The organism is Sorangium sp. So ce448, assembly GCF_051520915.1.
Lineage (GTDB): Bacteria > Myxococcota_A > Polyangia > Polyangiales > Polyangiaceae > Sorangium > Sorangium cellulosum_B.
The window spans coordinates 12,605,234-12,624,677 of the sequence record NZ_CP150343.1; the positions used below are offsets into that span (position 1 = coordinate 12,605,234).

Here is a 19,444-nt window from a genome sequence, read left to right on the forward strand (position 1 = left end):
CGACCCACATTGACGGGGGCGGATGCTCCCGTTGACGGGGGCGGATGCCGCTCAGCCGGCGATACCGGCTCGCCTGGCCGAGAAGGGCGACAGATCGAGCGGCGGCTCCTCTCCGGCGATCAGCGCCGCCACGATCTTCGCCGTCACCGGGGCGAGCAGGACGCCGTTGCGGAAGTGCCCTGTCGCGAAGATCAGATTCGCGATCTCCCCCTCGCCGAGGATCGGCAGCGCGTCCTTCGGGTGGGGCCGGAGGCCGGCCCACGTCCTGCCGATCGGCGCGTCGCCGAGCGCGGGCGCGAGCCGGAGCGCCGCGGTCAGCAGGTCGCGCACGGCGCGCGACGTCACCGCGGTGACGTAGCCGGCGAACTCCATGGTCGCGCCGACGAGTACGCGCCCGTCGTCGCGCGGCGACAGGTAGCAGCCGGGGCCGTAGACCACCTGCGAGAGCACCGGGGTCGCCGGCGTGAGCTCGACGATCTGCCCGCGCACCGGGCGTACCGCCGAGGGGGCGAGGCCCGACGCGTCGAGCAGGGACGACCAGCTCCCGGCGGCGAGCACCGTCCAGCCGGCCTCGACCTTCGTGCCGTCCTCGAGCTGCGCGCCGCGGGCGTGCTCCCGCTCGACCACGATGCGCCGGACGGTCGCCCCGGTGCTGAACAACACGCCCGCGCGCTCCGCCGCGATGCGCAGCGCGCGCATGAGCGAGGGCGGATCGATGCGCGCCTCGTCGGCGAGCCACGCGCCGCCGGCGACCTCGTCGCAGAGCGCCGGCGCGTGCGCGCGGGCCCCGTCGCCGTCGCAGATCTCCACGGCGAGGCCGGCTTCCCGCTGCCACGCGAGCTCGCGCGCGATCTCCTCGCGTCCTTCGGCGGTGAACGCCACGCGGAGGGCGCCGCTCTGCCGGTACCCGACGTCGATCCCCGTCGCCTCGACGAGCGACGCGGCGAGCTCCGCGTACAGGGCGCGGCTCGCGAGGCAGAGCCGCGCGAGGGGGCCGTCGCCCGTGGCCTCGAGCTGGGGGCCGATGATCCCCGCCGCCGCCCACGAAGCGCCCTCGCTCTGGTTGCGCTCAAGGACGCGGACGGACAGCCCGCGCCGCGCCAGGGCCAGCGCCGAGGCGCACCCGGCCACGCCGCCGCCGATCACCACCACGTCGCTCATCGGCGCGTGCATAGCACGCCGGGCGCCGAGGGGGGCTGTGCGCGGGAGCGCTGCGGGGGCTGGCGCGCGCCGGGAGGAGCGACGCGACGCATTGCCCGTTCACCTCGTCCGCGGCTTCCGTGAGGGGAGGCCGGCCCCGGCCAGCGGCCGCTGCTGCCGCGCGTGGAAGAGGCGCAGCAGCCAGAGGTCACCGTCGGGGTCGGAGGCGTCCACGAGATACCAGACGACGTAGGGGAGCTTGCGCAGGAGGAGCCTGCGGACGACCGCGCGGTCCTCGTCGTCCTTTGCCTCGGCGGGACCGATCCCGGGGAAGCGGGCGAGGAGCTCGATGGCCTCGTCGAGGCCGGTCCGCAGGCGCTCAACCTGCTCGATCCCGCGGTTCTCATTGAGCCAGCGCACCTGATCGCGGAGGTCGCGGGCGAACTCCCGGCGGAAGCGGACGCGGTGGCCCACGCGGCGCCCTGGCCTAGCGGGCGCGGCGACGAGGGGCGTCACGGAGCGCCTCGTGCGCTTCGTCGAAGATGGAGTCGATCTCCTGGCGCGCGGCCTCGTCGTGGTCTCCCGCTTTCATCCGCTCCCAGACCGCCCAGACCTGGGCTCGCTGCCACTCCTCGGCCCGGCTGAGCTGCTCCACGTCGTCGATCTCCTGGACGCGCTCGCTGAGGAGCGCGCGGATCGCGGGCGAGAGCTTGAGGCCGCGCTTCTTCGCCTCGGCCTGGACCCGCTCCCGGAGCTCGGCCGGGAGCATCACGCTGACGGGTCCGCTGTCCTCGCCCGGGCCTCCTCCCGCCGGACCGCGTTCCTCATCCCGGCCACGCTTCGCCGTTCCCGTCCCTCTCATCGGTGCTCCTCGTGGAGACACGATAGTGAAATCCACTATAGCGTGCAACCGGGCGGTCCGGCCGCTGCTGGGGAGACGTCGGAGATCTCGGAAGAGCGCCCAGCGCTGGCCAGCTCCGTCGGCCAGTGATGGCCGGACTTCCGCTCCGCGTCAGGGTCAGGTCGGCGCGGATGAGCATGGATCCCTCGCCCCAGGCCTTCGCCCACGCGTTCCGGCACTCCCCGGCACCGGAAGAGCGTGGGAGAGGCGCTGCCGCCTGCCGGCAGGGGTGAGGGGAAGGCTGCGGACGCCGGGCAGGAGTAGGGGAAGGGCTGCGGAGACCCGGCAGGGGTGAGGGGAAGGGCTGCGGAGACCCGGCAGCTCGGCGCGAGGCGATTCCCATCGCTCGCGGGGCGTCTCGACGTCTTCACGGCGCGATCGTCGAGGGATCGCTCGTCCCGGAGCTGGTCGAGGTGATGGCAGCCGTGCTGATGGAGAATGACCATCGCTGCCGCTCGTCGTTGGGCTACCTCGAGCGTGCCGTGAGTTTTTCGACCTCTGCACGGACACCGCGAACGACATCGAGCCATGCTTCATCCCGATCGGGCCAGCTTTTAACCGGCTTCCCGTCTCTTGGGAGCGCCTGAAACCGCGCAAAAGGCGTGTTGTTCCAATCGGAATGGCGAATGATGATGGGTATAACCCGCGCCTCCCCGCGCGCGTGGCGGTTGACCGCACGGGTCATCTCTATGTCGTAACAGTAGTCGGAAGCAATGAAGTCGGGACTGACGAGGAGCAGTACTATGCTCGACCGATCCAGGTGCTCATCGATGGCTTTTTTCCAATCGTCGCCCGCTCCGATTCGACGATGGTGCCATTGATCGATCAGGTTATCTCGTCGAAGCGAAGCAAGGTGGACTTCGAGTTCATCGCGAAGGCTTTCGTCCTTGTGCGAGTAGGAAATGAATATTTTGATGGTGGAAGTCTTCAGAGCGCCTTGCAGACCCGCGGCTCCGCTTCCTACGGACTGAGCCAGCGGAGACGGTCGTGACCGATAGACTGAACCGCTACGACCTCTACCAGTCTGAAGTAGTCCCTCCTCCTCGAGCTGGTCCTTGATGTCGTCGTAAAATGCTTGGTCCCATCCAAGTTGACGCATCAGGGCTGTGTTGGAGATGGGGCTCCCATCGTTCGGGACGAGGGCGAAGAGCTCCTTCCTGCGGGATTCCATCCAACCCGAGGCGAGCATGACGCTCCCTCCGCGACCCTTCCCGAGCCAGATCAGGCCCTTTTGAAGTAGTTCTCCGCGAACGAGATAATACCTGCTCTCATCCCACTGCAGCTTAGCGCGGAGGGAGCCGTTGCCGATGGCTGAGCCGTTCTCCGGCAACAGCGCCAGCATCGTCTTCTCGTCGCTGTCTATATCTGCGTCTGCTGGGCGGGCCCCCTCCTCGTTGGGCGGGGACTCGTCGGCGTCGAATGAGATATTCTTGATCTGCTTGTTGGCTCGGTGCGAGGAGAGGCTCTCGCGTACCGCTTGCTCGTTCAGGGAGAAGGCGTTTGCTAGCGTAGCGTAGAGATCGTATTGACGAATTGCTCCCACGGTCTCGTCTGCCAGTATGTCGCGAAGATGTTGCTCGCGCTGGTCACGTTCGACCTTGCCCGGCCATGCAAAGTCGAACGCATTGCGAATGTGCTTGCGAGCAGGGGCGCGATCGAGGACGAGCGCAACCACGGGCTCGTCGAGGCCCGTTGCGTGCGCGATCTTGTCGGCCATCCCGTTCGCTCTGGCGCTCGCGACCGTCACGTCGGCGAGCTCGCCTGCGAGGTCAGGCCACTCGTCGACGAACACGCTACGAACCGGCGCGTTGCTGTGGGCGGCATTTACCCGTCGGCGGACAACTAGATGAGGAAGATTTGTGGCTTCGGCGATCTGTGCGAGCAAGTCATCCCCCGATGCTCGCACCTCCTTCATCGTGAGGTCGCCGATTAGTCCCATGTCAGCGGAGATAGCAGCATGCTTTAGCGTACACGTCAAGGAGCGGCACGGCTCAGCATGGAGGGCAACGGGAGACCGTCGGCTCAACTGGCACGACTACGGGAAGTCGGGCCGGAGAGCGAACCTCCATGACACCAAGGGCGCCAAGAGACGAAAAACATGGGAGGGACGATGTGGGGGCAATCCTTCTCCTCTCCTCTTGGCGGCCTTGGCGCCATGGCGGTCTTTCTGCCGACCCAGGGCGACTTCCAGTAGCAGTGCCAGCTTGTCTCGCCCTCGTTGGAGGGCACGTTAGATGGATCGCGCTCGGGCTGCTCAGCCGCGTGGGTACGCCCGAGCCGCCGGCTTTGCCGTGCACGAGCACCTCGAGCGAGTGCGCTTGTCGGCTGGTAGCAAGTCGCCCCGTCTACGCGAGGACGTTCCAGAAAGTAGGACCTCGACGCGCCCATGCTCGCCCGTGCTCTGGAGCGGTACAAGCGCGCGGAGCCTGCTACGGCGATTCCCCTCCACCGGTCTTCTCGGCTGTCGCAGCAGCCCTGGTCGCTGTGGTCTCGTCGGGGGCTGTCGCTGCCTCGGTCGCAGCGCTCTTCGAAGCTTCCGTCTCCGTCGCCTTCGGTGCACCCTCAGACGCCTTCGGCGCCTTGGCTGCCCCGGGCGCCTTGGCCGCCTCCGCCGCCTCGGCCGGCGCCGCCTCCGCCGCCTTGGCCGGCGCTGCCTCCGCCACCTTGGCCGCCGCCGCGCCCTCCGCCGCCTTCGCCGGGGCCGCCTTCGCCTTCTTCTCCTTCGCGGCCTTCGCCTCGAGCGCCCCCGCCGCGATCGGCTCGCGCTTGCCGTGGCCGACCGCGCGCGGATCGCCGTACGGGAACGCCGCGCTTCCGCTCGCGTCGATCGGCTTGCGCGGCGCCTCCGGATCCGTCGCCGGGCTCGGCGGCGGCGCGATCGGCCGCGGCGCGCGCAGCCGGTTGCCTGGGCCGGCCTGGGTCCACACCTGCACGTCGCCGAGCACGCGCGTCCTGTTTGCCATCCGCCGCTGGCCGCGCGCGCCGAGCAGCTTCTCCAGGAACGTCGGGGGCGACGTCGCTCCGGGCTCCCCCTTCACCCAGCACGTGTAATCGCCGATGCCGGTGCCCCGGAACGCCTCGCGGCAGACCGCTATCCCGAGCTCGGCCGCGATGTCGCTGAGGAGACGACCCGGCGCGGCCTCGACCGTCCTGTGCTCGTTGACGAAGGTGACCTTGGGCATCGGTGGGCAGGGAGCGTCCTGCTCCCCTGCCGCGAGCGCGTCAAGAAGCGCGGCGCGCGTCCCTCGCGTCCCTCACGCGGTGCAGCACCCGCGCGATGCCGAACAGGTTCCAGCCCGCGAAGCCCAGGAACAGCGCCACGAGCGCGACTGCCCAGCGCGACGCGCGCGGCGAGCTGCCGTCGATGAGCAGCCAGGCGTCGTCCGTCACGGCCATCCCCGCCTGCTCCTCCACCTCGGCGGCCAGCCGCGCGTGCCGGATGCCCGCGCTCTTGAACGGCACGAGCCGCCCCGCGAACGTGCTCGGCGGAACGAAGCGCGGGCCCTCGAACCCCTCCGGCACCCGGATCTCCACCCACAGCGCCGGGTTGCCCGCCACCGGCGCCAGCCGGAACGAGTCGCCCTCGGCGGCGCGCCCGTACCGGATCGCGCCGCGCGTCCCGAGCAGGCCTCCGGCCCGCACGTAGCGGTTCGCGAGGTCCGCCTGCGGCCGCAGCGACGCGAGCTCTCCCACGTCCGCCGGCTGGCCCGGCGACAGCGCGTAACGCGCCTCCCCGAGGAGCGCGACGGCCATCCACAGCGCGGCGATCGCGGTCGCCGCCATCAGCGCCACCGTGACCGTGCGCTCCTGCTTCGGCGGCGACGGCAGCGCGAGCAGCTCCGGATCGGGCCCCGCCACGTCGAGGCCATCGCCGCCCGGGCCGCGCGGGCCGGACGTCATGGATTCCAGGGTCGAGGTCGGGTCGGTGGGCACGCTCCGTCGAGTATATAGCCGGACCGCCGGCCGCGGTGCACCGCCGTCTCGCCCGTCCTCGGACGAGGGGAGGAGCGGGCTCGGGCGTGGCGGACCTGGGCGCGCAGGACCTCGGGCGCGGCGCGCAGGACACGGGCGAACCACACGCTCCCGGCGCGCGTCTGCGGGCTCAGCACCAGCGCACCGGGTTGCCCGTGGCCACCGAGGCCTCGAAGACCCGGCGCAGGGAGCCGAGGATCTGCTCGAAATCGGCGATGCCCAGCGCGCGCTGCGCCACGTGGAAGGAGCGCGGATACGCGGAGCGGACGCGCCCCCTGTCGTCCTGCATTCGACCGTCGGGCCAGGGAATGCACCTGCCGGGAACGGCGACCCTGGACTCGAGCTCGCGTCCCGTGTCGAGGTCCCGGAGCAGCACGCGGCCGCCCTCGTGGGCCTCGGTGCGCTCGGGCTCCAGCAGGATCTGCTCGACGCGCAGGGCGCGGAACAGCTCGCGGGGCGGCGCTCCGCGGCCCCGCACGAAGAAGCCATTCACGTCGAAGCCGAGGTCGATGTGCTCCGAGCCGCTCATGATGAAGATGCCTTCGTACTGCGGAATGAAGTCATAGAGCTCATCACCGGTCCCGGAATCGACAAGGAAGGCCGAGCGGACGGAGGCGACGAGCTCGACGAACCGCGCGAGCTCTCCCAGCGCGCGCGCTGCACATCCCGTTCGCGTCCAGGCTCATTCGTGCGCCTCTTGCGTGGCTCGCGGCAGCCGGCGGCAACCCCGCCGCGCGAGCGTCCGTCGGCGGGGCGCCGAGTCTAGCCCGTGCCTTCGCCCATCAGGAACCGCGGGACGCGATCGCCGGGCCGGCGCCCGGATGCGCGCCGGGGGCGGCGCGTATCGGCACCCCCCATGCGCCCGCGTTCCTGCCGCCGGCCCGCGGGTCGCTCACCGCCCGCCTCCGGGGGACCGACCGCGGCCCCGCCCACCCTCCTCGCGGGCCGCCCCTGAGCTCGCCGCGCGTTCGCCCGGCCGCGGTGCAGGGGGCCTCGTCGCGCGCTTGCCCGCACGCGGCGCCTTGCCTAGCCTAGCCGCGATGCCCTCGAAGAACGACAGCTCCATCGTGTGCCCGTCGTGCGGCGCGAACAACGCCTCCGTGACGGCGAGCGGGCGCTGCATCGCGTGCGGCGCCAGGATGGGCTCGCTCGCGCCTTTCCGCGACTCCGAGCTCGACCGCAACCGCCGCTACCAGCAGGAGGGCTTCTCGATCCTCTGGTGCCTCATCGCCCTCGTCCTGCAGAGCGTGCTCACCGCGGCCCTCGTCGGCGGCCTCCCCATGATCGTTCAGCAGCTCGACTTCGAGGGGTCGAACGGGATGATCGTCGCCATCCCCGTCTGGTTCATCGGCGGCGTCCTCCTCGGCATGATCTCGCCCGGAAAGACGTTCCTCGAGCCGGTCGTCGCGTCGTTCCTCGTCGCGATCCCGACCGTCTTCTACCTCCTGCACAGCCAGACCGTCCGGACGATGCCGCTGTTCATGTACGTGATCATGGCGCTCATCGGCGTCCTCTTCACGCTGATCGGCTCCTACCTCGGCGAGCGCATCCAGATGGGTCCGCCCGCGAAGCCGGCCGACTGAGGGCGCCCAGCGTGACGACGAGGCCCGGCGCGACGGGCAGCGCAGGGGCGGCCGGCGCAGCAGGGACGGCAAAGGCGGCAAGGGCGGCGGGCGCAGCAGGGACGGCCGTCCGGCGGATCGCTGCAGTGAAGCGGATCGCCGCGGCGCTCGCCGCCGTCGCCCTGGTCCAGCTGGCGACCGGGTGCGGCCGATCGGCCGAGCAGCAGGAGGCGGACGCGCTCCTGCATGCGATCGACGTCCTCCGCGACGCCCCGAGCGAGCCGCGCGAAGCGCGCGAGGCGCTGCTCGCGGAGCTCGAGCGCCAGCCCGCATCGACGCCGCCCGCCGCGAGCGCCAAGGACACGTGCGCGCGGGCCTACCGCCTGCTGCTCGACGCGACGGCCGCCGAGGCGCGCGTCCGCGCCCTGCTCGAGGCGCCCGACGGGGCCGCCGGACCCGGCGCGCTGGCGGATCTCGTCGCGGCGGACGCCAAGGTCAAGGAGAGCGCCGAGGTCATGCCGAGGTGCGCCGAGGCGCTCGCGATCCTCCGACGCTCGGGCCGGCGCGAGATGTGACGGCCCGCGTCGCCCGCGCCCGCGCCGGCGGTGTCCGCGCCCGCCGAGGCGCCCGCGCCGCGCGCCCCCGGGGAGGGGCGCCGGCCGCGCCCGCGCAGCGCGTCGCGCGGCGTTGAAGAGGGCAAGGGGGATCCGCGCTCGCGGTCCCCTGTGCTAAGACCCGCCCTGCCATGTTCGACACGCTGACACGGGGCTTTCGTCAGGCCAGAAACCGCCTCGCCGGGCTCACGGAGCTCACCGCGGGCAACATCGACGTCGCGCTCCGCGAGGTAAGGCTCAGCCTGCTCGAGGCCGACGTCGAGATCGGGGTGGTCAAGGCGTTCCTTGCCCGGGTCAAGGAGGCCGCTGTCGGCCGCACCCTGGAGACACGGGTGAAGCACGCCGGCGAGGTCCACCAGGTCTCGGCGAGCGACCACTTCATCAAGATCTGCCACGACGAGCTCGAGGCGATGATGACCCACGAGGGCGACGAGATCGCCTGGGCCGACAGCGGGCCCACGGGCATCATGATGGTCGGCCTCCAGGGCTCCGGGAAGACGACGAGCTGCGCGAAGCTCTCGCGCTACCTCGAGAAGCAGGGGAAGAAGCCGCTGCTCGTCGCGGCCGACATGCAGCGCCCCGCGGCCGTCGAGCAGCTCAAGGTCCTCGGCGAGTCGCTCAAGATCCCCGTGTTCAACGTGCCGGGCGAGTCGCCGGTCGCCATCTGCGCCGCGGCCCGCGGCGAGGCGAAGCGGCTCGGCCGCGACGTCATCATCTACGACACCGCCGGCCGCCTCGCGATCGACGAGCCGCTCATGCAGGAGCTCGCGCAGATCAAGGACGCGACGAAGCCGGAGAACATCTTCCTCGTCGTCGACGCGATGATCGGCCAGGACGCCGTGAAGACGGCGCGCGGCTTCAACGAGCGGCTGTCGATCGGCGGCGTCGTGCTGACGAAGCTCGACGGCGACGCCCGCGGCGGCGCGGCGCTCAGCATCAAGGAGGTGACGGGCGCGCCCGTGCTCTTCACCGGCCTCGGCGAGACGACGGACAAGTTCGAGCCGTTCCGCGCCGACGGCATGGCGAGCCGCATCCTCGGCATGGGCGACGTCGTCGGCCTCATGCAGGACTTCGAGGAGGTCGTCGACCAGAAGAAGGCCGAGAAGGACGCCGCGCGGATGCTCCAGGGCGACTTCACGCTCGAGGACTTCCTCGATCAGGTGCGGATGATCCAGAAGATGGGATCGCTGAAGGATCTCGTCGACAAGCTGCCCCTCGGCGGCATGTTCCCGGGCGGCCTGCCCCAGGACGTGAACCTCGACGACCGAGAGCTCGTCCGCATCGAGGCGATCATCCAGTCGATGACCCGCCTCGAGAAGAGCGACCCGTACGCGCTGGTCCGCGAGCCGAAGCGGGTGGAGCGCATCGCGAAGGGCTCGGGCTCGAAGCCCGAGGCCGTGAGCGAGCTCGTCCAGAAGTTCCTGTTCATGCGCCAGATGATGAGCGGCCTCGGCCAGAACATGGGCCTCATGGGCAAGATCCCCGGCATGAAGCAGATGGCCATGGCCAAGAACATGCGGGAGATGCAGAAGCAGATGATGGCCGGCGGCGGCCTGCCCGGGATGGGGATGCCGGGCATGGGGATGCCCGGGATGGGGTTCCCGGGCATGGGCTTCCCGGGCATGCCCGGGATGGGGATGCCGGGCATGGGCGGCTTCCCGGGCGCCGGCGCCGGAGGCCCGAACATGACGAAGATGAAGACGCTCAGCGCCAGCGAGCGCAACGCGAAGAAGGCGCAGCGCAAGCGCGAGCGCGACGCCCGCAAGAAGGGGCGCAAGTAGCGGCGGCCGCGTGCGCGGGCCCTGCTGCCGGCGGCGCCGCGTCGACGGCGTGGAAGGAGCGCACGCCCGCGCGCGGACGCTCGCGCTGGTCGCCGTGGCCTTCGCGGCCGCGTGTTCCCGGGGCAGCGGGGGCGAGCAGGAGGCGGCGCCGTCCGGGTCGACGGGTCGCTCGCCGGCGCCGGCGAGCAGCGGCGCCGGCCAGAGCCAGAGACGACCGCCTGCTGTCGTGAAAGAGCTCTCGGTGCGCAAGCTCGCGCCCGGCGCGGCGCTCGTCATCGACGGCCGCCTCGACGAGCCGGCGTGGCAGGCGGCGGCGACGACAGGCCCGTTCGTCAACGTGGGCACGGGCCGCGAGGATCGGTCGCTGCCGACGCAGGGCGAGGCGCGGGTGCTCTGGGACGACGGGTTCCTCTACGTCGGATTCGACGTCAGCGACAGGACGATCACCGGCGGATTCCCCGAGGGGGCGAGGGATCCGCACCTCTGGGAGCGGGATACCGTCGAGGTGATGATCGATCCGGACGGAGACGGCGATAATAAAGACTATTACGAGATTCAGATAAACCCTCAGAATCTCGTCTTCGACTCGCAGTTCGACGACTACAACGCTCCAAGGGGCGGCCCGAGCGGGCCTTTCGGCCATGAGGAGTGGAGCGCGGGGCTCGCTAGCGCGGTTGCGCTGAGGGGGACGCTCGACGACGACTCGGACGAGGACCGGGGGTATGTGGTCGAGGCGAAGATCCCGTGGAGCTCGTTCGCGAAGGCGAAGGTCGCGCCGCCGGCGTCGGGAGACGCGTGGCGGATGAACTTCTACGCCATGCAGAACAACGGCGGGGCGGCGTGGTCTCCCATCCTGGGGGAGGGGAACTTCCACCGGGCGCGGCGGTTCGGTCGGGTCCGGTTCGTCGGGCCGGACGGATGACGTGAGCGCGCCGAGCGCGCCGGGGGCGTCTGCACCGGGCGGGCCCGGCCGTCGTGGCGTTTTCCGCGCCCGTTGAGCCAAAGCCGGCACACCGGGCCGATTCATCGGACTGCAGAGTACGCTGGGACGAGTACGGTGATTCGAGCGGGCAGCTTGAACGGTTCGCGATCAGCCGAGTCCGAGAGGTGGTCAGCACGGCCCATGCGCGTGGAGAGTAATGGGATGGACGCTGGGTGACGCGGTTACATCATCGACTGGAGCCACCACCGCGAGATTGCCTTCGGAGTGTTTCTACAGCGGCAGCGACGGCAGACGGGTCAGGCGCCTTCTCGCCCCATTCTTTCCAGAAATCGCGAGTCGCACTGATCGGTTCAATTCTGGGCCACTTAAGCTTGATGCGAGCAGGCAACAAGATCGCATCGCCCAGCAATAATGCCTCGCCAGCATCGAGAAGCGGCAGACCCTCCAGAACTCCACCGAGAGAGTCTGGCATAAGGCGTCGCACCACGTTTTGATCTTGATCATTAGTCAGGCGAAGAATCAGAAAGTTGTTGCACTGACTAAGAATTGTTCGGCTCACGTCCGACGGGCGTTGGCTGATAACAAGCAGTGATACGCCATACTTGCGTCCTTCTTTAGCTATGCGTTCGAAGGCGTTGAGCGCTTGCCGCTCGATGGCGTCAGCATCGTCCCTCACCGGGAGGTACAGGTGTGCTTCGTCGCACACAAATACAAACGGTGTACGCTTCTCTTGGTCCATCCAGAACTGAACATCATAGAGAAATCTTGCAAAAACGCCTGTTACTATCGGGAGTACATCTGATGGCACCTCGGAAAAATCCACGATTTTGATACCAGGCTTGTTCGATCCGGGAGCTAAGAGCTTTGTGGCCTGTTTGGCCAGCCAATCATACTGAAATGCAGTTGCTGGCGGCTTGAACATGAACCCGTGTCTGCGATCCTCTGTCTTGGCTTCAAGGCGAGATATGAACCGAGTCAAGCGCCCTTCCCACTCGCCTTTTACTTCGCGTCCTCCCGAACCAATCGCCTTCGTCGTGTCGTCCTGCTTAAGTTTTGCAATCAAATTTTCGAGCTTATACGGTACCGGCGAGTCGACGGTGAAGGTTGCCTTTACATCCGATCTATTTTGATCAACAAGCGTCGCCTCTTTCAGTGCGCGTACATGTGTCGTGAATCTCGATGATTGGTTAGGGGCGTTCTGGTCACTACGGTCGAGAATCATCGACAGCATCTCTTCGCGATTGAGTAGCCAGTAAGGAAGAAATAGTGCGTTGTCTGGAGGATTGTCCAGATCGCCGGGTCCAGCGATTTTGAATCCGCTGGCGATCGAGTCCTTCGCAGTCGCGAGAGACGTATACTCGCCATGCATATCAAAGACCACAATATTAACGTGAGCCCGCGCGCTAGCACGCTCAAGGATCAACGAAACAGCGTAGCTCTTGCCTGAGCCCGTGCTCCCAAGTATGGCAGCATGGCGCTGGAAGAACCGATCCCCGTTTGCGATGGCAGAGGCATTGTTATCCAGTACGAAATGCCCAAGATCGAGTCGTTGTCCTTCGTCAAGCTCACTGCCCAATAGGCCCATGAATCGCTGGAGATTTCCGCCTTCGAGCAGAAAGCAGTCTCGGTCAATCTGAGGGAATGAATCTGCCCCCCGCTTAAACCGATTTCGTACCGTTCCTTCGATCGTTCGGTAAGTCCCGAGAAGCACCACGCGCAGAGCGTCATCTGGGACAACTTCTGTGGCTAGCGTAGTTGGAGACATCGGGTCCAATGCGCCAATCTGCTCGCGAAGCTGACGGGTTACACGTTCTGTCATTCCGATCAGAAATTCCTGAGCGGTCGTTCCCTGTATAGCAACAAGGCTGCCGACAGCGGCTCTCGGAAGTAACGCGGCATTCTCAATAGCAACGAGAACACGACTTGTGTCCACAGATGCTACCTTGCCCAGTTTGTTTGCCTCGTTGAAAGAGAGAACCGGCGCATTACTCATGACAAAAGCTCCTCAGCCAAGATTCCCAGATCCCATGATTCGGCGCCTTCATGCTCAAAGCGGCCGTACTTGCTAACGATGGCGACGCCCTTGACGCTGGATGCCCGTGAAATGCAGAAGCAATTCGGCGCCTCCGCCGCAATTTTTTCGATCTTCTCCCCTGCCCAAAGAGTGAGGATGAGCGTTGGAGTTCCGTCCTGAATGCGCTTCACGAGGTGGGTCTGTAGATGGTCATCGTTGAATCCATAGCCCACGATCAACAGTCGGGCGGCGCGCTTGATGTGATCGTTGGCCAAGTCCCGGTGCTTATCAAATGGAGCACTGTACCCGGCCTTGTACTTGTTGAGTCCTGGTGTTATAATTAACCGATCAGAGTCCAGATCAATGCTGCATCGAATTGCTCCGGTACTGCTGCGATACCAGTCAAAGCTTCCATGGGGCTTGAGAACGAGCGCACGCGGATGGTACTCAAGCATTACCATCTTGCCTCTTGTGACGGCTTTGCGACACGCTGCCATTAGGCTGCGCTCGTGATCGAACACACCTGCATACTGGCCAATGGCTGTCGTGTCTACATGATACCCTGCAATTTCACATGCGAGTTCGACGAGGCGATCGTAATTCGGTGTTACAATCGGAAGTCCGGCGTTTGGCCTGTTGATCCGATGTAGGAACTTTGTGAGTCTTAGTACGTGGCTTCCTTTGACCACTGAGTCGATTACGGATCGTTCTTTAGGTAGAAGTAGGTCGGCCGTTTTGCGAGCGATCCATGATTCAAGTGGCTCAGAGGGTGGGTGCTTCAAAAGGGCTGCTTCCAGACCATCGCCCGACTTTAACGCGGCCGCGACCGGCTTCCAGTGGGCTGCGTCGTCACCCGTTAGCTCAAGTGCAGCTGTTGCTAGGTGGTCCGCTAAACGTGGCATCCCTGGGATGCCCTCAGCTGCCGAAAGTCCAGAGCCAATGACGAGAACTAGTCCGTCGGTGAAGTGTTCTTGAACGAACCTTACGAAACGGTTGTAGTCCATCGCTGCCAGCGTGTTGAGTTTAGAACTCTAATCCAGATGTCTGGCAGCTATTGCGCGCTCGATACCTAAGGCTGCCATGTGTCTGTACCGCAATCACCTTACACCGACGGTCGAGGCGTTGTCCAGCCCGACGGGGGTACGTGATGCGGATGTCGCCCGCAGACGTGGTCCGATTTGCCAACTTTTTAACCATTTCTAGCCATCAAAGAGCGATGTGGAGTCGTGTTGAACATTTGACCAGTGTGCGGAGATGTCGTGTGATCTCGTTGATGCCGTTTCGGCAAGGAATTTCTGCCTTAAGCTAGCGGGCCAGATCGCAACCCGCGGAAGTGCCACTGCCGGGGCTGGTTCGTGTGCGCTGGGGGTTGCTGTTGGCACGTTCCAGTCTGTCAGAGCTCCGGGAACGGGGCTGGGCACGACGGGCAAGCCTGGGAAGAACTACAGCAGCTGCACATAGTGCGGAGTGCTTCGCGGCAGAGCCCCGAAGCAAAGCCGGCCCACGCCCCCCTGGCTGCGCTAAGCTCCGCGCCCTGTGCCCGTCCTCACCGCTCACGATCTCCACAAATCCTTCGGTCCCCAGACGATCCTCGACGGCGTCTCGGTCAACACCCGCACGGGCGAGCGCGTGGGCCTCGTCGGCGTCAACGGCTCCGGCAGGAGCACGCTTGCCCGCATCCTCGCCGGGGTCGAGCAGGCCGACAGCGGCACCATCGCGCGCCGCCGCGGCGCCGAGATCGGCGTCCTCTCGCAGGATCCGGTCTTCGAGCCGACCGACACCGCGCGCGACGTGGTGCTCGCCGGGCTCTCGGCGTGGCACGCCGCCAAGGCCCGCCACGACGAGGTGAGCCGGGCGCTCGCGGCCGGCTCGGGGGACGCCGAGGCGCTCCTCGCCGAGCAGGCCGAGGCCGGGGCTGACGTCGAGCGGCTCGGCGGGTGGGACATGAAGGAGTGGAGCGCGGGGCTCGCGAGCGCGGTCGCGCTGAGAGGGACGCTCGACGACGGCTCGGACGAGGACGTGGGGTACGTGGTCGAGGCGAAGATCCCGTGGAGCTCGTTCGCGAAGGCGAAGGCGGCGCCGCCGTCGCCGGGGGACGCGTGGCGGATGAACTTCTATGCCATGCAGGACAACGGCGGGGCGGCGTGGTCGCCGATCCTGGGTGAGGGGAACTTCCACAGGGCGCGGCGCTTCTGGCGGGTCCGGTTCGTCGGGGCCGGGGGCGAGACGGACGGCGCGGGGGGGCCCGCGCGTGATGCCAGCGCGGCGTCCGTGCCGGCGTCCTCGGCGGCGCCGCCGGGCGCGACGAGCGCGGCAGGCGCCAGGCCGGGCGCCGCGGCGGCCTCCGCATCGGCCGGTCCGAAGCTGGACCACCGCGCCAATCCGCCGGACCGCTGAGCTGCGCCTGTAGCGTTCGAGATTGCCCTCCGTGTGGGTTCCCGGAGTCGCGCAGGCTCTCAGCACCTCGTGCGATCGGCGCCAGCGCGCGGGCTCAGATCCGGGCCGTGTGGCTCGCCGTCGGGCGTGACGTCCCCTGCTGCGTGCCCGCCAGGGCGGCATCGCCCATCGTGCCCGCCGTGGCGTTCGAGCGGGTCGTCGGCTCCATCGCTCGCTGGACCCGGATCCTGTTGTGCACGTCCTCGACGCCCCGCGTGCCCTCGGCGACGAGCTCGATTATGCGCTTGTGGTGGCGCTGGGGCACCGTGCCCTCGAGGATGACCTCGTTGTTCTCCACCTGGACCGTGACGTCGCTCACGTCGATGTCGTGGCGCTCCGAGAGCACCTCGCAGATGTCCTCGTGGATGCGCGCGTCGGAGCGCTTGTAGCCCTTCGGTCCGCGGCCGAGCGCTCTGCGTACGCGGTCTCCAATCTCGCCGAGCGCGTGGCCGACGCCCTCCAGCGCCGAGTGGCTGGATTCGCGGTGATCGTGGCGCTCGCCGCCGTACGCGCCGCCGCGCCAGGCCGCATCGGGACCGTAATCAGGGTCCACGACGCGGGTCATGCCGACGTAATAGGCGCCGCCGAGATTGAAGTTGTATGCGCTGCCCACGGCGGGAAGGGGATTGCCGCCGAAGCTGCGACTCTCATCGCGGCCGCCGACGTGATCGCCGCCGCGGTCGTCGTGGGGCCAGCCGCGCTCCTCGTCACCGGGACGATTGTCGCTGCTCGCGAAGCGACCGTCACCGAGAGCGCGACCCACGGGTCCGCGGTGCGTCGTGGGCCCAGCCGTGCGAGCGTGCTCGCGGCCCCAATCGCGGTCGTCGCGCAGCGCGGCCCCGTGATCGTAGATCGGGCCCGCGCTGCGGCGCTCGTCGCGAGGATAGCCGCGCTCGGTGAAATGGCCCCGGTCGTCTCCGTAGCGCCGATCCCAACCGTGCTCATTTCGTCCGTAGCCTGTGTCCCTGTCGAATCGATCTCGCATCCTGCGCCTCCCTTCTTCCTGGCGAGCACTGCGCCTTCAACACGTCTCCGCCGCGCGACATATCGCGCCAGCCTGGTCGCTTGGATCGCGAAGATGGGTCGCGTCGGCGCCCTCTGCCACCGGGGAGAACCCTTCGTCTCGCGCCCGGGCGATCCCGAAAATGACGATTCATCGGATCAGCACAGAAGAGCTTGCCTTGAGCGCCTTTCCGCCTCTCGTCGCAGAACACGGCACACCCACCCTCCCCATCAGGGCCGGGGCGGCGCCACGCCCCTGGGGCCGGAACCCTCCGTTACGGGCTCAGCAAAGCCGGCCCATGCCCTCCCGGCTGCGCCAAGCTCCGCGCCCTGTGCCCGTCCTCACCGCTCACGATCTCCACAAATCCTTCGGTCCCCAGACGATCCTCGGCGGCGTCTCGGTCAACACCCGCACGGGCGAGCGCGTGGGCCTCGTCGGCGTCAACGGCTCCGGCAGGAGCACGCTCGCCCGCATTCTCGCCGGGGTCGAGCAGGCCGACAGCGGCACCATCGCGCGCCGCCGCGGCGCGGAGATCGGCGTCCTCTCGCAGGATCCAGTCTTCGAGCCGACCGACACCGCGCGCGACGTGGTGCTCGCCGGCCTCTCCGCCTGGCACGCCGCGAAGGCCCGCCACGACGAGGTGAGCCGGGCGCTCGCGGCCGGCTCGGGGGACGCCGAGGCGCTGCTCGCCGAGCAGGCCGAGGCCGGGGCCGACGTCGAGCGGCTCGGCGGGTGGGACATGAAGGAGTGGAGCGCGGGGCTCGCGAGCGCGGTCGCGCTGAGAGGGACGCTCGACGACGGCTCGGACGAGGACGTGGGGTACGTGGTCGAGGCGAAGATCCCGTGGAGCTCGTTCGCGAAGGCGAAGGCGGCGCCGCCGTCGCCGGGGGACGCGTGGCGGATGAACTTCTACGCCATGCAGAACAACGGCGGGGCCGCGTGGTCGCCGATCCTGGGCGAGGGGAACTTCCACAGGGCGCGGCGGTTCGGTCGGGTCCGGTTCGTCGGGACCGGGGGCGAGACGGGCGGCGCGGGCGCGGGCGACGCGGGCGCGGCGCCCGTGGCGGCGCCATCGGCGAAGCCGCCCGGCGCGACGGGCGCTGCGGGCGAGAGGCCGGGCGCCGCGGCGCCCTCCGCGCCGGCTGGAGCCAAGCCGGGCTACCGGGCCGATCCGCCGGACCGCTGAGCCGCGCGTCCGGCGCTTCGAGGCTCGCGGCTGCGATTGCGTTCGGCCTCATCGTCCGGGAGCACGCCGTCCTCCGCGAGATCTCCGGTACTACGGGCCTGTCCCGGTGCCTCGCCCAGGCGATCCCGGAGCGAGAGATGGTGCTCGCCGATCCCGAAGGGTCGGTGACCGCGCCCCCTGGTGCCGAAGCGCTGCACCTCCTGGCGCGCCCTTGGCCATCTCGCCCGCGACGTGTTCACGTCCTGGCTGTTCACCACGCGCGAGCGCGCTGTTCTCCGGGAGGAACAGGTGTCTCTTCCAGAGAGACAGGGTGCGCGACGGCCTCGTGCTCAACTCCGGCGATCAGAGGAGCGATGATCCTCGTTTTCGGCGCAAACGCGGGAGCTCGTCGCCGGACGCTCGGTCCGCTCGCCGTGGCCTCATGTTTGCCAGGACCTTCGCCGTACGCTTCGTCTCTCGCCGACAACGTCGCTTCGACGACCCGACTGACACCCGCCAAGGCTGACACGCTTCCGACGCTCCTGGAGGTATCTCATGAGATCTCAATTCATCACGACAGTCGCTTTCGTGGGCCGCATCGACGGTGAGACGCGTTGCGCGTTCTGGGCCGAGGAGCCCACGGAGCACGGCTTCGACCCGTCGCGCCTCGTCAGCGTGGATCTGGCCCTCACCCCTTCGGCCGCCGCGCGCGGCGAGACGAGCTGGGACGCGGTCCAGGTGGACGACAGCACGGTGAGCCTGAGCGGCGCGCTCACCGGCACCACCCTCGGGCCGGGCTGGCCCGAGATGCAGCTCAGCGGCGTGGTGCTGCTCGAGGCGACGATGTGGAGGCGGCTCGCGGCGGCCGCGCACCTGACGTGCCCGCCGGCCGGGGCCACCGGGCACGACTACGAGTACCAGACGGTCGTGTACTGGCCTCACCGGAGCGACCCGCGGGCGGGCCAGCGGTACACAGGCTACCACGCCGAGATCCTGGAGGCGCGCGGCACCCTCGCGAAGGTGGCTGTCTACAGCAGCGGCGGAGCGGCGCGCGGCGCGAAGCCGTCGGTGACCTGGATCGATCTCGCCTCCCCCGAGCAATGCGACGTGGGGCCCGGCAGCCTCACGCAGATTGGCGTCGGCGACGCACCGAAGAAAGGAGCGCTGTTCCTCGCCACGGGCACCGTCACGACCGCTGCCGCCGCCCCGCGTGGGCCGAAGATCCCGCCGTGGGCGAGCGAGAGCGTGAGCCCCAAGATCCCGCCGTGGGAGGGCGAGAGCGCCAGCCCCAAGATCCCGCCGTGGGAGGGCGAGAGCGCCAGCCCCAAGATCCCGCCCGGTCTCGGCGAGGTGTCGCCTTCCGGGGTCGCTGCGGGATACGAGAAGTGAGCGCGATCCCCCCGATCTCGGTGATGGGGCCGGCGGAGGATCCCGTCCTCCGCGGGATCGTCGAGCGGTGCCCGCGCATCGTGCAAGTGGCCTCGCTCGACGCGCTCGCGCTGCACCTGGAGCGCCGCGTGGCGGCGGAAGGCCCCACCACCCTCGATCTGAACGGCCACTCCACCCCGCACAATCTCCTGCGGTTCGCCGGCGTGGTGGTGGATCTGTTCCAGCCCGAGGTGGCGGCGTTCTTCTCCGGGTTGTCGGAGAGCGGGGTCCTCGATCGGCTCCACGTGTCCGGGGTGCGCCTGCTCGGCTGTCACACCGCGCTCGGGCCGGTGGCGCAGCGCACCCTCCGCCGGCTCTCCCGCACCCTGCGCCGGCCCGTCTGGGGCACGGTCACTGGGCTTCTGAAGAGCCACTACGACGCCGAGGGGCTCAATCCCGCCTTTCGCCGCCTGCTGGTCGAAGCAGCGGGCTCGCCCGTGCAAGCCGCCTCGGCCGCTGGGATCCGTATGCGTTGAGCGACGGAG

At 68.5% G+C, this 19,444-nt stretch carries 18 protein-coding genes; 8 read left to right on the top strand and 10 right to left on the bottom strand.

The features are described from left to right. Positions 1-51: 51 nt before the first annotated feature. From thiO to WMF45_RS47425, 7 genes are all read right to left on the bottom strand, one after another. On the bottom strand, positions 52-1,161 hold the full coding sequence (gene thiO / locus WMF45_RS47395) for a glycine oxidase ThiO (RefSeq protein ID WP_437713543.1): 1,110 nt from the start codon (positions 1,159-1,161) through the stop codon (positions 52-54). Between the two features lie 99 nt (positions 1,162-1,260). Further along, complete coding sequence (locus WMF45_RS47400) at positions 1,261-1,614, bottom strand: type II toxin-antitoxin system RelE/ParE family toxin (RefSeq protein ID WP_437713545.1); 354 nt, start codon at positions 1,612-1,614, stop codon at positions 1,261-1,263. A 13-nt stretch (positions 1,615-1,627) separates the two neighbouring features. Beyond that, a complete protein-coding gene (locus WMF45_RS47405) occupies positions 1,628-2,002 on the bottom strand; it encodes a hypothetical protein (protein ID WP_437713547.1) in 375 nt (124 codons plus the stop codon). Positions 2,003-2,507: 505 nt separating this feature from the next. Then, positions 2,508-3,980: a toll/interleukin-1 receptor domain-containing protein gene (locus WMF45_RS47410; RefSeq protein WP_437713549.1), complete on the bottom strand. Its 1,473-nt coding sequence runs from the start codon at positions 3,978-3,980 to the stop codon at positions 2,508-2,510. A gap of 490 nt (positions 3,981-4,470) precedes the next feature. Further along, positions 4,471-5,223 carry a hypothetical protein gene (locus WMF45_RS47415; RefSeq protein ID WP_437713551.1) on the bottom strand — a complete coding sequence of 251 codons (753 nt, stop codon included), beginning with the start codon at positions 5,221-5,223 and terminating at the stop codon, positions 4,471-4,473. Positions 5,224-5,263: 40 nt separating this feature from the next. Beyond that, positions 5,264-5,974: a hypothetical protein gene (locus WMF45_RS47420; protein ID WP_437713553.1), complete on the bottom strand. Its 711-nt coding sequence runs from the start codon at positions 5,972-5,974 to the stop codon at positions 5,264-5,266. Positions 5,975-6,143: 169 nt separating this feature from the next. Next, a complete protein-coding gene (locus WMF45_RS47425) occupies positions 6,144-6,542 on the bottom strand; it encodes a hypothetical protein (protein WP_437713555.1) in 399 nt (132 codons plus the stop codon). A gap of 511 nt (positions 6,543-7,053) precedes the next feature. Between WMF45_RS47425 and WMF45_RS47430 the strand changes: the two genes are divergently transcribed. From WMF45_RS47430 to WMF45_RS47445, 4 genes are all read left to right on the top strand, one after another. Next, the gene (locus tag WMF45_RS47430) at positions 7,054-7,596 is read left to right on the top strand and encodes a hypothetical protein (RefSeq protein WP_437278271.1); all 543 of its coding nucleotides are present in this window, start codon (positions 7,054-7,056) and stop codon (positions 7,594-7,596) included. A gap of 11 nt (positions 7,597-7,607) precedes the next feature. Next, positions 7,608-8,150 (top strand): hypothetical protein, encoded by a 543-nt coding sequence (locus WMF45_RS47435; RefSeq protein ID WP_437713557.1) that lies wholly within the window; start codon positions 7,608-7,610, stop codon positions 8,148-8,150. A 170-nt stretch (positions 8,151-8,320) separates the two neighbouring features. Further along, positions 8,321-9,970: a signal recognition particle protein gene (ffh, locus tag WMF45_RS47440; protein ID WP_437713559.1), complete on the top strand. Its 1,650-nt coding sequence runs from the start codon at positions 8,321-8,323 to the stop codon at positions 9,968-9,970. 10 nt (positions 9,971-9,980) lie between these two features. Then, positions 9,981-10,892 carry a carbohydrate-binding family 9-like protein gene (locus tag WMF45_RS47445; RefSeq protein ID WP_437713561.1) on the top strand — a complete coding sequence of 304 codons (912 nt, stop codon included), beginning with the start codon at positions 9,981-9,983 and terminating at the stop codon, positions 10,890-10,892. 247 nt (positions 10,893-11,139) lie between these two features. Here the strand turns inward: WMF45_RS47445 and WMF45_RS47450 are convergent, their stop codons facing one another. Beyond that, positions 11,140-12,906, bottom strand: a complete 1,767-nt coding sequence (locus WMF45_RS47450) for an ATP-binding protein (protein ID WP_437713563.1) — start codon at positions 12,904-12,906, stop codon at positions 11,140-11,142. After that, positions 12,903-13,931 (bottom strand): SIR2 family protein, encoded by a 1,029-nt coding sequence (locus tag WMF45_RS47455; protein ID WP_437713565.1) that lies wholly within the window; start codon positions 13,929-13,931, stop codon positions 12,903-12,905. The genes WMF45_RS47450 and WMF45_RS47455 overlap by 4 nt, the downstream gene beginning before the upstream one ends. A 532-nt stretch (positions 13,932-14,463) precedes the next feature. Here WMF45_RS47455 and WMF45_RS47460 point away from each other — a divergent pair. Then, positions 14,464-15,324, top strand: coding sequence for an ATP-binding cassette domain-containing protein (locus WMF45_RS47460; protein ID WP_437713567.1), 861 nt, complete (start codon positions 14,464-14,466; stop codon positions 15,322-15,324). Positions 15,325-15,418: 94 nt separating this feature from the next. Here WMF45_RS47460 and WMF45_RS47465 read toward each other — a convergent pair whose 3' ends face one another. Continuing rightward, complete coding sequence (locus WMF45_RS47465) at positions 15,419-16,348, bottom strand: BON domain-containing protein (RefSeq protein ID WP_437713569.1); 930 nt, start codon at positions 16,346-16,348, stop codon at positions 15,419-15,421. 349 nt (positions 16,349-16,697) lie between these two features. On the opposite strand from WMF45_RS47465, the gene WMF45_RS47470 reads away from it, so the two are divergent. The 3 genes from WMF45_RS47470 (at position 16,698) to WMF45_RS47480 (ending at position 19,435) form a co-directional block, all read left to right on the top strand. Further along, complete coding sequence (locus WMF45_RS47470; RefSeq protein WP_437713570.1) at positions 16,698-17,552, top strand: ATP-binding cassette domain-containing protein; 855 nt, start codon at positions 16,698-16,700, stop codon at positions 17,550-17,552. A 534-nt stretch (positions 17,553-18,086) separates the two neighbouring features. Next, complete coding sequence (locus tag WMF45_RS47475; protein WP_437713572.1) at positions 18,087-18,920, top strand: hypothetical protein; 834 nt, start codon at positions 18,087-18,089, stop codon at positions 18,918-18,920. Further along, positions 18,917-19,435: a hypothetical protein gene (locus WMF45_RS47480; protein ID WP_437713574.1), complete on the top strand. Its 519-nt coding sequence runs from the start codon at positions 18,917-18,919 to the stop codon at positions 19,433-19,435. The genes WMF45_RS47475 and WMF45_RS47480 overlap by 4 nt, the downstream gene beginning before the upstream one ends. Positions 19,436-19,444: the final 9 nt, after the last annotated feature.